This window comes from Pantoea sp. B65 (assembly GCF_047308185.1).
Lineage (GTDB): Bacteria > Pseudomonadota > Gammaproteobacteria > Enterobacterales > Enterobacteriaceae > Erwinia.
Genome location: NZ_JAHXPU010000036.1, coordinates 135,428 through 149,749 on the forward strand (window position 1 = coordinate 135,428; position 14,322 = coordinate 149,749).

The following is a 14,322-nucleotide window of genomic DNA, read 5'->3' on the forward strand; positions in this document are numbered from 1 at the left end:
TAACTCTCCGCAATGATGGATTGAGCGGGTGCTATAACCCTGATGTTTGCCCGCAAAAATGTCAGTGTCTAAAGTCGATAAATCTCAGCCAGACTTTCTCCCTGCCTCAGTCGTTCTATGATCAGCGGTTCCTGTTGCTGAATATGCCGCGCTGGTTGCAGATACATTTCCATCCGGTGCGCCGGCAGAGCCAGCACGCCGTTTTCATCCGCCAGAACGATATCGCCGGGATTAACCGTGACGCCGCCGCAAATCACTGGCTGATTGACCGAACCACCTCGCTTACCGCGCTTGGTGGTCAGCGGTGAACGCCCTTTGCACCATACCGGGAAGTTATCTGCACAAATCGCCGACAGATCGGTGATGTAGCCATCAAGGATCACTGCCACGATCCCCACCTGTTGCGCGGCCGCCGTCATCACCGCTCCCCAGCAGGCATGGCGATCGTCATTAACGCGTTCGATTACCAGTACATCGCCTGGGCGGGCAGCCGCCAGTGCTAACGGCAGGCTATAACCATCATCTTCAGGCAGCGACACCGTTACCGCTGCGCCGCAACACCGCATGGCGGGCAACACGCATTGCAGTTGGCTGCTCATAAAACCGTCGCTGATCATATGCCCCAGCGTTGCGGTTTCGACTTGTAACAGCTGGCTAATCAGGTGTTCATTAAAGGTATTCACAAACAGACCTCATCGCTTAGCGGCTGAATTGGATCCAGGTGGATTTCGGATCGGTATACTTATCCAGCGCATGAACTGATTTATCGCGGCCAAATCCGGACTGTTTGCGTCCACCAAACGGTACGGTAATAGCGCCATCGGCGTAGCAATTGACCCAAACCATACCCGCTTGTAAGCGACGCGCGACGCGGTGGGCACGGCTGAGATCATCGGTCCAGACGCCAGCCCCCAGCCCATAGATAGAGTCATTCGCCAGGTCCAGCGCCTCCTCTTCGCTGTTGAAACGGCATACCGACAACACCGGCCCAAAGATCTCCTGGCGCATCGCGATATTGCTGTTATCACATTCAAGGATCACCGGATTGAGGAAAAAACCGTTTTCGCGTTCGCTGACCGCCGGGAAAGGCGTCAGGCATTGCGCACCACTCTGCTGTGCTGTCGCAATACCGTCTAAAACCCGCTGATACTGTGTTTTATCAACCATTGCGCCAACCCGCGTCGAAGGATCCAGCGGGTTCCCCGGCAGATAGTTCTGTGCTTCACGCAGCAGTAATGCGATAAAGCGATCGTAAATTGACGCTTCAACATATAAACGCGATCCGGCGATACAGACTTCCCCCTGATTGATAAAGATTGCTGCCGCTGCCACTGCTGCTGCCTGCTCCAGCTGATGACAATCAGCAAAGACCAGATGGGGCGATTTCCCCCCGCACTCCAGCCATACCCGCTTCAGGTTAGAATCGGCGGCATAACGCATAAAATGCTTGCCGATGGCGGTGGAGCCGGTAAATGCCAGGCAATCAACCTCCATATGTAATCCCAGCGCACGTCCGGCGATCTCTCCGCGTCCGGTCACGACCTGAAATACCCCGTCGGGAATGCCAGCCTGCTGCACCAGCCCGGCAAGCTTCAGCATGCTCAGGCTGGACTGCTCTGCCGGTTTAATAATCACGCTGTTACCCGCCGCCAGTGCCGGTGCTAATTTCCAGCAGCCGATCATCAGCGGGAAATTCCATGGCACCACGCCGGCGACCACGCCGACCGGTTCGCGCACCACGGTTGCCAGCACATCATCAGACGTTGGCAGCACTTCATCATTGGTGGTTTCGATCGCCGCAGCATAAAAGCGTACACAGCGCACCGACTCCGGCAGGTCAAACGCCAGGCTGTCGCCGATCGGCTTACCCATCGACAGCGTCTCCAGTAGCGCCAGCGTTTCAATATTCTCTTCCATCAGCTGCGCGAGGCGCTCGAGCCTGGCCCGGCGTTGTTGCGGAGCAAGGCGAGACCAGACGCCGCTGTTAAATGTCCGGCGCGCAATCTGTACCGCGCGATCAACGTCTGCCTCGCTACAATCAGCAATATCAACCAGATTTTTTCCGGTTGCCGGATTGACGCTGGCGATAACGGCTGAGTTCTCAGCCTGGCAATAGCCATTACCAATCCAGGCGCGTCCTTCAATAACCAGTTTTGCTGCGGCCTGCTGCCAGTCATAAAATGTCTTGCTCGTCATAGCTATCCCCTATTGTTTCGCCAGCGCCTGCTGTTGAATTTTGCTCAGTAATTCCCCCGGGGCGATGCCGTCAGCGTCATAACGCAGCTCAAGGATCACCGGGCGGCGTTTTTCCTCAGCAAAGGCTAACGCCTGCCGGAAAGCCTCGGCAAAATCACGCGAATCATCAATAACTTTGCCCCAACCCTGATAAGCAGATGCCAGTTGTGCGAACTGCGGATTGGTAAAGCGCAGAGCGATCTCACGCGCAGGGAAATCACGCTCCTGGTGAGCGCGGATGGTGCCCCACATACCGTTATTGAATACCAGCACCACCACCCCCAGTTCATATTGCAGCGCGACACCCAGCTCCTGCATATTCATCTGGAAGCAGCCGTCGCCGGCAAAACAGATTGCGGGGCTATTTGGGTTTTCCAGTTTGTAGGAGATTGCCGCCGGTAAGCCATATCCCATCGAGCCCACTGTCGGGGCCAGTGAACTGCCCAGCCCGGCAAACGGAATATAGCGGTGCGGGTAAAGGGCATAATTACCCGCTCCTACCGTGATGCATCCCTGACCGTCCAGAATATTGCCGACGGTATAAGCGACATGATCAAGGCTTAACTTGCCTGGTGAAGGCAGCGGTTTTAAGGTATTCAGCCAGGCTTTGCGCGCCTGCAAACGTAATGAACGCCAGACCGGCTGGCTGGCAGGTATCAGGCTGGCGAGCGACGCAGCAAAAGCGTTAACGCTGGCATTGATAGCCAGTTCAGGGCGATAGACGCGACCCAGTTCTTCAGGATCGGGGTAGATATGAACTAATGTCTGCTGTGGATTGGGTGACTGAATCCAGCTATAGCCTTCACTGGTGGCTTCGCCCATTCGGGTGCCGACGGCAATAATCAGGTCACTATTGCACAGCTGCTGACGTAGCTCGTCAGGCATGCCAAAGCCAACATGACCGACAAATTGTTCATCGCGCTGGTCATAACATTCAAGACGACGCCATGCGACGCCGACTGGCAGATCAAAACGATGCGCAAACGCCTGCAACTGCTGTTGTGCCTCAGCGGTCCAGCGACTGCCGCCAACTAACAGGAACGGGCGTTGTGCCTGTTGCAGCCGGGAGGACAGTTCAGCAAGCTGCGACGGGCCGGGCCAGGTTTCCAGACGCGGACGAATTTTCACTATCTTCGCATCTGACTCGCCCCACAGCACATTCTCAGGTAGCGCCAGCACCACCGGTCCGGGTCGGCCACTGGTGGCGACAGCGTATGCACGGGCGACATACTCCGGGATACGAGCGGTATCATCGATTTGCGCCACCCACTTTGCCATCTGACCAAACATCCGACGATAGTCGATCTCCTGGAATGCTTCGCGCTCAAGGAAATCGTTGCCCACCTGACCGATAAACAGAATCATCGGCGTCGAATCCTGAAAAGCAGTATGCACACCGATAGAAGCATTAGTGGCGCCTGGCCCGCGGGTCACCATACAAATACCGGGTTCACCGGTCATTTTCCCATAGGCTTCTGCCATATAGGCGGCGCCGCTTTCCTGACGGCACACTATCGGCTGGATCTGGTCGCTATGCTCATTGAAGGCGTCAATACACGGAAGAAAGCTCTCTCCCGGCACCAGAAATACCCTCTTCGCCCCCTGCTGGCGTAGCTGTTCCAGTATAATCTGGCCGCCATTACGGCAAGGTTGAGATGATATCGTCATTGTTTACTCCAATGTGGTAAATAATTTTTTCCATTTCACTTCCCGCTATTTAATGCCTACCAGGCCTGAGGGCTTCTTTTTCAAAATGCAAACCCTGCAATTAACTTCACCCATAAAAAATACCGCCGGGAATTTTATTTAAAAACTTTTTACTTGTTACCCCCTGGCTTTAATAGTCATCATCAAAACCAATCTCATCAGCAGCCGACCTTTCACTCAGAATTTAAATTTTCATCGTGATTTAATTATCAACCTTATTGACTAACAGATTCGTTCCGATAGGGGAATTAGTCAATTTTAACGATTTAATGTGCGGTATAATTTCTATTTATGAAAAGCAAGTGGAGTATTCACCAAATTAATGCACCAACCTTAAAGAATCACCAAAGAGGTGCAGTGATTGCACCACAACAAATCACAATCATGCTTTTATATATCTCAACCAGACACAAAAAAGTTTGTGTAATTATTTTACCAGCCAGAATAATCATTTTAAAAAAATAAAAACGGCGATTGACCCACCAGTAGTCTGGCAGTCAATCGATTAAGGAAAGGAAAATGGTTACCGGGATAGTGCGGGACATAATGAAAGATTATCTTGCTCGTCAACTGAGCAAGGTAATCGTCATCAGCTTATTAACCTTTACTGTCAGGCGACGTTGCGTTGCGCAATACGTAGCAATACCGCATTCAGCAGTACATCACATCCTTTTGCCACATGCTCCGGCAGAGCTGACTCACTCTCGTTATGGCTGATGCCGCCAGCACAAGGGATAAAGACCATCGTGGTTGGGCAGTGTTTGGCGATGTTAATCGCATCATGCCCGGCGCCGCTGATGATATGCTGCCAGCTGTAGCCCAGTTCCTGCACTGCCGTACGTACGGTTGAGATACAACCGGTATCAAAAGGTGTTGCCGGGCTTAGCCAGTGGCGATCAATACGAAGCGTTAAGCCACGGGCTGCGGCGATATCTGTCAGCTGTCGGCGGACATCCGCTTCCATTTCTGCCAGCAGCTGATCATCTGGGTTACGCAGGTCCACGGTGAAATTCACCAGAGCGGGGATGGTATTGCGTGACGAGCCGGGAATATCCAGCTGGCCAACGGTAATCATCCCGTCGGAAAATTTTTTGCACAGGGTACTATCCAGCGAGCTCAGCATCTCTCCGACACCGAACATAGGATCAACGCGTGATTTCATTGGTGTTGTACCGGCATGCGCTGCCACACCCGACACGGCAATATCCAGCCAGCAAATTGCCTGCCCACCGGTCACCACGCCAATGGTGATGCCTTGATCTTCCAGTATCGGCCCCTGCTCAATATGTGCTTCATAATAGGCATTAAAAGTGCGCGCCAGCGCTCTGCTTCCGACATGACCAATGCTGGCCAGGGATTGCCGAATACTGATGCCATCGCGATCGCTTATCTCCAGCGCCTTTTCCAAATCTAAGTCTTTAGTAAATACTGCCGAGCCGAGCATTGCCGGAGTAAATCGCGCGCCCTCCTCATTGGTCCAGGAGACAACTTCCAGTGGCTGTTCAGTGGTGATATTTTCTTCATTAAGGATGCGTATCACTTCCAGCCCGGCTAATACACCGTAAATTCCATCAAAACGCCCGCCCTTCGGCTGCGTATCGAGATGGCTACCGATCACTATCGGGTTAGCATCGGGATTTTCCCCTTCACGACGAGCAAACAGATTGCCAATCGCATCAAAATGAATGCTCATCCCGGCATCCATGCACCACTGAATAAATAATTCCCGCCCCAGTTTATCTTCTTCTGATAATGCCAGGCGGGTATTACCTCCTGCAGCAGTTGCGCCAATTTTTGCCATTTCCATCAGGCTATTCCACAGACGCTCACTATTTACTTTCAACATAAAATTCCTCTTAAACCAACCTGTCATTTCGTCAATAGTGCTATTTAAAGTCATTAACGATCTTATCCCCCGTACATTCCCCGCGGTCAATAAAAGGTTTTTAATAGGTGATATTAACCAAATTAATAACATTCTCACCGATAAGTTTTTTATATGAAACATTTGGTGCCAGGCAATAAAATCTCAGCCAATAAAAGTGCGGCGCCAGAAGTTTACAATTAACCTGAAAGACAGCGCTGGAACACCCCTTGTATTCAGCTGTTCAAATTAACCATGCCACGAAAATAAGGTATCCGGGATTCATTCGTTATCTAATCCCCGTCCTGAACGAAGTTGGAGGAGGAAAGGCCCGGCAGGAAAGTAGCACAGCGGCAAAACTACATGACTCAGATACTGGCACATGAAAATCAAACCTGAAGCAGCGCCGCCAATTTGACCCAGTTAATTCTGCTTACGTTGGCTATTTTCTGAGGATGTCCATACCAGTAAGGAAAGTGTTCAGATTCAGGTTAAGAGTCCGTGAACTCTGTCATTTCATTCAGCCGTTTTACCACTCCCTTGAAAGAACCCCTTTACAGAGTGCGGCTGAATATAGTGCAGGATACCCTCCCCCGGCACTCCCCTCACCACAAGGTATTTGTTCAGTCATTGTCTTCACCCTGCCAGACCGCGAGATTCATAGAGATACGTTTTTCATATGAATAAGAAACCTGACTGCAAGAGATGAAGATCTGTGGCAAAAAAACCTCCACTTTCTGTTTATTATCAATTAGATAAATGGAACGCCATTTTCACCTGTTATTTTTTTGCGGAAATTAATTCCGCGATTGCATTTTCCGGGGGTTGACTTGATATATGATTATGTGGAAATAATTTCCTCAGTTTGTTGGGCATATACTTTTGCACTTCTAAAGGTGAGGACGCGATGAGTTACAGAATTGGTGTTGATGTAGGCGGAACGTTTACCGATTTCGCACTGTTTAACGATGAAACCCGGAAAATTGAGTTTTTAAAACTGCTGACCACCCCTGCGGACCCTTCGCTGGCGGTGCTTGATGGCATCGAACAACTGGCTGAAATTGCCGGTATCGCCGTCGGCGAAATCACGGATGTACGTCATGCGACGACCATTGCGACAAACACTATTATCCAACGTAACGGCCCCAAAACGGCGATGATCACCACTGCCGGTTTTCGTGATGTTCAAATTATTGGCCGTCAGCGCCGTGCGGAAATCTACGATACCAATGTCGATCGCCCAGTACCCGTAGTACGTCGCAAGCATACCTGGGAAGTTCCGGAACGGATGCTATTTGATGGCAGTGTCCATAAACCGCTGGACGAGGAAGCGGTAAAACGTGTGGCCGCCGAAATGCTGGCTGAAGGCATTGAAACAGTCGGTATCTGCTTTCTGCACAGCTACGCCAATCCAGCTCATGAACAACAAGTTGCGGACATTTTACACAAAGTTGCCCCCTCGATCTCTGTAACACTGTCATCAGAAATATCACCGGTATTACGCGAATATGAGCGCGGCAGCACAACCATTCTGAATGCTTATGTTGTACCGCCGGTACGACGCTATGTTGAGCGTCTGGTGAATGGCTTACGGGAACGCGGCTATAAAGGTGAGTTGCTAATTATGCAGTCCAATGGCGGTATTGCCACGCCGGAGATTGTGAAGAAGTTCCCAATTCGTATTGTAGAATCGGGCCCGGCAGCAGGTGTGCTCACCGCCGCACGCTATACCGAAGCCGCAGGCAGCGACATTCTGTCGTTTGATATGGGCGGCACTACGGCCAAAGTGTGCCTTATTGAAGAAGGTAAGCCTTTTCTCGCCGGTCAGTTCGAAGTGGATATGGTCAATCTCAAGCCAAACAGCGGCTTGCCAATTGATATCCCGGCCATCGATTTAGTGGAAATTGGTAGTGGCGGCGGCAGTATTGCCCGCGTCGAAATGGGCTCGATTAAAGTCGGTCCGGAAAGTGCAAGCAGCGTGCCGGGACCAATATGCTATGGCCGCGGTGGCGAGCGTCCTACGGTAACCGATGCTGATGTTATTTTGGGCTATATCAACCCGGACTATTTTCTTGGCGGCAAGATGTCCCTTGATCATGAAGGCGCTGGGCGGGGCATTCAGAGACATATTGGTGACATACTTAATATCGATACGGCAGCAGCAGCCTGGGGTATTTTCGAGGTGGTAACAGCCCAGATGGCGGAGGCCGCGCGGGTAGTTTCTGTTGGGCGCGGTAAAGATCCTCGTGATTTTGCCTTTATTCCGTTTGGCGGCGCCGGTCCGGTACATGGCGGACGTATTGCCCGTATGTTGGGTTGTCCGCGCATTGTTTTCCCAAGTGGCGCTGGCGTGCAATCTGCTGTTGGTCTGTTAATGGGTGATGTCCGTTTTGATCTGGCACGAACCTTAATTGTCGAAGTCAGCGACAGTAATATGCATCAATTAAAAGAGACTATCAGCTTACTGGCTGACGAAGCACGTGGCCAGATTGCGGGCGGCTCCTTTGATGGCCATGAGGTGCATTTCTCCTACAGCGCCGATATGCGTTTTGTTGGTCAGGGATATGAAATTAATGTCGAACTGCCGTCAGAAAATCCGGCTGCCGGCGTGGTTCGTGAAGCCTTCTTCCAGGCCTATGGCAAAACTTATGGCGAAAGAACCTTTTCACGCGATGAGGGCGTCGAATTTGCCAAACTGCATCTCAGTGCCCGGGTCGAACTGCCAAAACTCACCTTCCCGGAAATCTCATTCTCCGAGTCCAGTGCCGAACAGGCCTTTAAAAATACCCGGCCGGTGTATTTCCCTGAAACCAATGGTTTTACCGACTGTCCGGTTTATGACCGCTACCTGCTGAAAGCAGGTGACCATTTCTCCGGCCCCGCACTTGTTGAGGAACAAGAGTCAACCATTGTGATTTTACCTGACAGCGTCGCCAGAGTTGATGCCTCCGGCAATATTATCGTTGACCTTCACTGAGACAGACACTGAGAATAAGGAAAATACCATGAGTAATTCAGCAAAAATCGATCCGGTTACTTTTTCTGTTATCTGGGGTGGTCTGCTGACCATTGCGGCCGAGATGGGGGTAACCCTGAGCCGTACCGCCTATTCAGTGGCCGTACGCGAAGGTACTGACTTCTCAACGGCGGTTTTCAATCCTGACGGTCATCTTATCGCTCAGGGTGACTACAGTCCCGGTCACCTTGGCTCAATGGCCTTTGCGGTAAACAGAATGCTGGCCAACTTCCCTCGTGAAACCCTGAGCGAAGGTGATGCCATTATCTGTAATGACCCGGCGATTGGTTCCGGCCATTTGCCAGATATTTATATGGTCTCCCCCGCTTTTCTTGATGGAGAACTACTGGGTTTCGCCGTCAATATCGCCCACCAAATTGATATCGGTGGTGCAGCAAGTGGTTCGCAAAGTGTCGCGGGTTTGTTCGACAACTATCAGGAAGGTCTGCGCATTATGCCAACCCGGCTCTATCATGCGGGTGAACCGAACGCGGATGTTTTCCGGATGATTGAGTCAAACGTGCGCGTTTCCGATGTGCTGGGCGATATCCGTGCCCAATACGCCTCTAACATGGGCGCAGCACGTCGCCTGCGTGAGCTCGGACAGCGTTATGGCGCAGATACTTTGCGCGCCTGTATGTACGAAATTCTGGCACGCAGTAAAGAAGCGATGCGCGAAGCCTTGAGCAAGCTGAAACCTGGGGTCTACGTCTATGAAGACTGTATGGATGACGTTGGACCCGATACCGACCCGGTAGTATTTAAGGTCACGGTGACGATTACCGGCGATAGCATTAATGTTGACTGGGATGGCAGCGGGCCGCAACGCGATGCCGGGATGAACAGCTATCTGACCTACACTACCGCTTACTCTATTGCCGCGGTGAAAAGTGTCACGCTACCGAACCTGCCACAAAACCAGGGTATCATCAATACGGTCACGGTCACTGCGCCGGAAGGCTGTTTCCTTAATCCGCGCCGTCCGGCACCTTGCGGTGGTCGCGCAGTCAATTCACCTCGTATTTATGAAGTGGTGATGGCTGCACTGTCTCAGGCTGTACCGGAACATAGCCTCGCTGCAGGATCGCATATGTTTAACCCGATACTGGGTGGCCTTGATCCAAAAACGGGTCAGCCGTTTGTCTGCTGGGAGCTGACGATGGGCGGCGTTGGAGCCCGCGCCAATAAAGACGGGCTGGAAGCAACCTCATTCCCGGCAAACGCCAGCAATGTGCCAATTGAAGTGCAGGAAAGCCGCCGTCCGGTGCTGTTTGAATATTTCGGTCTGATCCCCGACTCGGCCGGCGGCGGAACCTTCCGCGGCGGTTTTGGTGTTCGTCGCGACCTGCGCCTGACAGTAGATAATGTCAAAATCTTTAACCTCGGCGATCGGGTTAAATATGCGCCATTCGGTTTGTTTGGTGGTCTTAGTGGTAGTAAAGGCGTCACGCTGGTGAATGCTGATACAGATAATGCCTATGAGCTTAACTCGAAAGGAACTTATACCTTGTCTGACGGTGATTTACTGAGCTGGCGTACTTCGGGTGCCGGTGGTTATGGTAAGGCGTTTGAGCGTGAACCATGGCGTGTGGTGCGGGATGTGGAAGAACAACTGGTGACACCTGCCGCCGCACGTGAAATCTATGGTGTTGTGATTGATCCGGACACGCTGGCTTATGATGATAGTGCGACGCAGCAGCTGCGTAAAACAGCCAGCTAATCGTACGAGGTCGCATTAATCTACAACCGCCACATGGGTTACACATCTGACCAGCCACATGGGTAACACATTTATGTCGGGTCGATCCGGATGATACTCTGCTCAACTCTGTCGTGGTAAGCAAGTATCATCCGGTCGAACAGGATGGCGTCCAGTTCGTCATCCACCTCTCCCCCCTTACGTACTCTCGCCGCAGCGTCTCACTCAGGAACAACCCTCCACCGATGTTTATCCCTCCGTTCAGTGCCCCCTGAACTTTCCTGGTACTCCCCATCCGGCACTTTACCGTCCCGGATGGGTAACAAGAGGCCCCATACCAATGAAGGAGGCGGCCCGCCATGCGCCTCATGTGGTCTCTCCCCGTTATCCGTACGCAGTACCTCCATCAGGGTCCAGATATTCTGCCGCCCGTATCAATAGCTTGCACGGTTGTCGCCATCGGGACGGGAGCCATAAATGGCTCCCCTACAGCAGGGGTTCAGATATTCCTTCCGTATCAATGGCTTGTACTGCTGCCACTATCGGGACGGGAGCCATTTCAGATATTCTTCTGTAGGGGCGGGATTTATTCCGCCCGTATCAATGGTTTGCACGGCTACCGCCATCGGGGCGGGAGCCATTAATGGCTCCCCTACAGCAGGGGTTCAGATATTCCTTCCGTATCAATGGCTTGCACGGCTGCCGCTATCGGGACGGGAGCCATTAATGGCTCCCCTACATCCGGGTTTCAGATATTCTGCCGCCGGTATCAATGGCTTGCACTACTGCCGCCATCGGGACGGGGGCAATTTCAGATATTCTTCTGTTGTAGGGGCGGCATTTATGCCGCCCGACATTTATGCCGCCCGGCAACGGATGCTATACTGGACAAATAGCCAGTTAATGGAGTGTTCCGTGGTAAAACCTGTTTTCAGCCACCGTCTTGAGTTCGAAGCGGCAGCCATCTATCAATATCCCGACCATCTGCGTCACTGGCTGGATCAGCTACCCAATCTGCCCGGTGTCTATCTGTTCCACGGTGAAAGTGAACTGATGCCGCTATATATCGGCAAAAGCGTTAATCTTCGTACGCGCATTATGTCTCACTTGCGCAATAGCGCGGAAGCCCGAATGCTGCGCCAGGCGCGACGGATTAGCTGGATCACCACTGCCGGAGAACTGGGGGCGCTGCTGCTGGAAGCACAGATGATTAAAACCCAACAGCCGCTATTTAATAAACGGTTACGTAAAAACCGTCAGCTCTGCTCGTTGCAGCTCAGCGACAGCCAGCCGACGGTGGTCTACGCCAGGGAGCTCGATTTCTCCCGTTCGCCCAACCTGTTTGGCCTCTATGCCAGCCGCCGCGCGGCGCTGGAAACCTTAAAAAAAATTGCCGACCAACAGCGCCTTTGCTATGGCTTATTAGGTCTGGAGAGTCTCAGCAAAGGGCGCGGTTGCTTTCGCGTCAGCCTCGGTCGTTGTGCCGGCGCCTGTTGTGGCAAAGAGAGTGACGAAACCCATCAGCAGCGCTTGCTGGCGGCGCTGGAACAGGTGCGGGTACGGTGCTGGCCCTATAACGGGGCGATCGGTTTAGTTGAGCAGGGAGTGGCGGAAACCCAGATCCATATTATCGATCACTGGTTTTATCTGGGTTCGGTGAGTGATATCACTGAGGCGGCGGCGCTGAACGTGACGCCGCAGGGGTTCGATCAGGACGGCTATAAAATTCTCTGTCGTCCGCTACTCAGCGGCAACTATCCGATTATCCCGCTGATCACCACGTAAAACCGCCGATGTTGCCCACTGCCTGACAGGCTATGTGGGCAACACCGGCGGTTTCAAATTTTACCAACGCTTATACTGTAATCTTATTCCGCTGGCGCATCGGATGGTGGCATATCGCCTTTCGCACCACCTTCATCTGGTGGCAGCATCTTACCCTGATGTTGCGGTTTTTCAGTGAGACGTTTCTCAAAATTGGCGTTGTACTGTTTCTTCTGATCTGCGGTCAGTACGTTATACAGCTTGTTCTGCGTTTCCATCATCGCTACCGCCCGCTCTTTGGCATCGGCAGTCATTGTCGCGGCCTGAGCTTCGGCTTTGCTCTTATCAAAGCTGTCGGAGGCGATAATCGCATGGGTGGCGCGGCGCTCTTCCAGTGAAGGGCGTTTCATATCTTTATGCGCATCACGCATGATAGTGCGGATCTGCTCTTTCTGCGCATCCGTCAGATTCAGACCTTTAAACATGTCATGCATACCACCACGCATCGGCGGTTTATGCATTGGTTTTTCCATGCCTGCCGGCGCTGGTGTCAGGTTGTCGGCCGCAGCATGAACGATATTAGCTGCACCCAGGGCCAGAGTTGTTGCAATAAAAAGGGATGTTAATTTACGCATAATATTGTCCTTACTTTTCAGTTTCATGACGACAGCCTGTGTCGCGAGTTCGAAATCAAGTTTAGGCCGTTGAACGTCAAGTACTCAGAGCGTTGGTAAAGCCCTGAAAGCATAAAAGACAGTAAACAAACAATCATGAAGAGAATAAGAAGATTATGGTGAAGAATTGCTAAGGAATATGAATTTAGCGAGGTTTTAGCAGGGATTATGGAGGAGTGTAACGCTTTACGCAGCATTAGGGAAAGATTATGTCAGTGGATTTGCATCGGGGAACCATGCCATTAAACCGCGGGAGCCATTAATGGCTCCCCTTCAGGGTAAGAGTGATACCACCCGGTGTTAATGCCGCTCGCTTAAGGTCTGATTATGCGCATTATCTTCCACCAGCATTAATCCTGCGCGCAGGCCGGTAGCGACCGACGGATTAGGGAACAACACATACTCCTGCGCTTGCTGGACGTAGTAGCGCTTATCGCCATCCTCCGCCAGTAAAGTGCCCTGCGGGAAAGCGGTAAAATTAAGCGTATCGGCACTCATATGCAACTTAAATGCCGCTGACAGCCGGGTAATTTGCTGTGACACCCGGTAGCGGCGCGGCGCTTCGCCAACCGACGGCAGCGGTTCGCCAAATAACACCGCCGCCAGCGCCTGGCGGGCGGCGGCAAACTGCGTCAGGTCGTTATGGCCAAAAGGCTGCGCTTTGCCTAACTCCAGCGTACAGCTGGCGGCATTAAAGTGTTCACAACTGTAGTGGGTAAAGGTGCCGCCTGGCGCACGATGAAATACCAGCGCCTCCAGTCCGGCCGCGCCCAGCCACTGCATAAAGTTTTCCGGCCATGGGCGCTGATTTAACGGCAGCACGCCGAAACGCGGATGCCAGGAGCCGCGAATCGCGGTATGCAGATCGATATGCCAGCAGACTTCAAGATTATCCCCGGCCTGCCAGAAGGTTTCCATCGCCTGTTCCAGACGCCAGGCGCGTCGCGCTTCCGGGCAGTCTTCATACTGCTGCCAGCGACCACCAAACAAACGGTTGAGATCACAACGCAGATAGCGTTTATTCTGCCGTAATGCCGCCGGGTTGCCGAGGATCACCAGCAGACGCGGCACCAGCGCTTTTTCGCCGCTGAGCAGCTGTATCAGTAACTGATTAAGGATCTCTACCGGCGCGGTTTCATTGCCGTGAATACCGGCAGAAATCACGATCGCGCGTCGCGTCGCCTGATGCGGCGTAAACTCAATAATACCCTCATCCCACCATTGCCAGCGCAGATGCGTCGTTTCGCCCGTCAGTTGCGGTGGCGTTTCACCTGACAGCGTTTGCTGTAAAAAATCCTGCATTCGTACTCCATGGTAAATTCAGGTATCCGGATAAACAGGGTCGCGGGCTGCCGCTTGCATG

9 protein-coding genes are annotated in these 14,322 nt (G+C 52.4%); 3 read left to right on the plus strand and 6 right to left on the minus strand.

Going from position 1 to position 14,322, the window contains the following annotated elements; genetic code table 11:
• Positions 1-68: 68 nt before the first annotated feature.
• The 4 genes from JWF83_RS14935 to JWF83_RS14950 all read right to left on the minus strand — a co-directional run bounded on the left by JWF83_RS14935 (position 69) and on the right by JWF83_RS14950 (position 5,788).
• Complete coding sequence (locus tag JWF83_RS14935; RefSeq protein ID WP_413651114.1) at positions 69-683, minus strand: RraA family protein; 615 nt, start codon at positions 681-683, stop codon at positions 69-71.
• 16 nt (positions 684-699) lie between these two features.
• A complete protein-coding gene (locus tag JWF83_RS14940; RefSeq protein ID WP_413651115.1) occupies positions 700-2,196 on the minus strand; it encodes an aldehyde dehydrogenase in 1,497 nt (498 codons plus the stop codon).
• A gap of 9 nt (positions 2,197-2,205) precedes the next feature.
• Positions 2,206-3,903, minus strand: a complete 1,698-nt coding sequence (locus JWF83_RS14945) for a thiamine pyrophosphate-binding protein (RefSeq protein WP_413651116.1) — start codon at positions 3,901-3,903, stop codon at positions 2,206-2,208.
• Positions 3,904-4,552: 649 nt separating this feature from the next.
• The gene (locus JWF83_RS14950; protein WP_413651117.1) at positions 4,553-5,788 is read right to left on the minus strand and encodes a Zn-dependent hydrolase; all 1,236 of its coding nucleotides are present in this window, start codon (positions 5,786-5,788) and stop codon (positions 4,553-4,555) included.
• A gap of 925 nt (positions 5,789-6,713) precedes the next feature.
• Between JWF83_RS14950 and JWF83_RS14955 the strand changes: the two genes are divergently transcribed.
• The 3 genes from JWF83_RS14955 (at position 6,714) to cho (ending at position 12,306) form a co-directional block, all read left to right on the plus strand.
• A complete protein-coding gene (locus JWF83_RS14955) occupies positions 6,714-8,783 on the plus strand; it encodes a hydantoinase/oxoprolinase family protein (RefSeq protein WP_413651118.1) in 2,070 nt (689 codons plus the stop codon).
• A gap of 28 nt (positions 8,784-8,811) precedes the next feature.
• A complete protein-coding gene (locus JWF83_RS14960; RefSeq protein WP_413651119.1) occupies positions 8,812-10,542 on the plus strand; it encodes a hydantoinase B/oxoprolinase family protein in 1,731 nt (576 codons plus the stop codon).
• 882 nt (positions 10,543-11,424) lie between these two features.
• On the plus strand, positions 11,425-12,306 hold the full coding sequence (cho, locus tag JWF83_RS14965; protein WP_413651489.1) for an excinuclease Cho: 882 nt from the start codon (positions 11,425-11,427) through the stop codon (positions 12,304-12,306).
• Positions 12,307-12,389: 83 nt separating this feature from the next.
• Here the strand turns inward: cho and spy are convergent, their stop codons facing one another.
• Positions 12,390-12,920, minus strand: a complete 531-nt coding sequence (gene spy / locus JWF83_RS14970) for an ATP-independent periplasmic protein-refolding chaperone Spy (RefSeq protein WP_413651120.1) — start codon at positions 12,918-12,920, stop codon at positions 12,390-12,392.
• A 339-nt stretch (positions 12,921-13,259) separates the two neighbouring features.
• Positions 13,260-14,261 (minus strand): succinylglutamate desuccinylase, encoded by a 1,002-nt coding sequence (gene astE / locus JWF83_RS14975; protein ID WP_413651122.1) that lies wholly within the window; start codon positions 14,259-14,261, stop codon positions 13,260-13,262.
• Positions 14,262-14,322: the final 61 nt, after the last annotated feature.

Excerpts from the sequence above, each read along its gene's own strand:
- JWF83_RS14940 (WP_413651115.1), bottom strand. The coding sequence starts at position 2,196 with ATGACGAGCAAGACATTTTATGACTGGCAGCAGGCCGCAGCAAAACTG.
- JWF83_RS14945 (WP_413651116.1), bottom strand. The coding sequence starts at position 3,903 with ATGACGATATCATCTCAACCTTGCCGTAATGGCGGCCAGATTATACTG.
- JWF83_RS14950 (WP_413651117.1), bottom strand. The coding sequence starts at position 5,788 with ATGTTGAAAGTAAATAGTGAGCGTCTGTGGAATAGCCTGATGGAAATG.
- JWF83_RS14955 (WP_413651118.1), top strand. The coding sequence starts at position 6,714 with ATGAGTTACAGAATTGGTGTTGATGTAGGCGGAACGTTTACCGATTTC.
- JWF83_RS14960 (WP_413651119.1), top strand. The coding sequence starts at position 8,812 with ATGAGTAATTCAGCAAAAATCGATCCGGTTACTTTTTCTGTTATCTGG.
- cho (WP_413651489.1), top strand. The coding sequence starts at position 11,425 with ATGGAGTGTTCCGTGGTAAAACCTGTTTTCAGCCACCGTCTTGAGTTC.
- spy (WP_413651120.1), bottom strand. The coding sequence starts at position 12,920 with ATGCGTAAATTAACATCCCTTTTTATTGCAACAACTCTGGCCCTGGGT.
- astE (WP_413651122.1), bottom strand. The coding sequence starts at position 14,261 with ATGCAGGATTTTTTACAGCAAACGCTGTCAGGTGAAACGCCACCGCAA.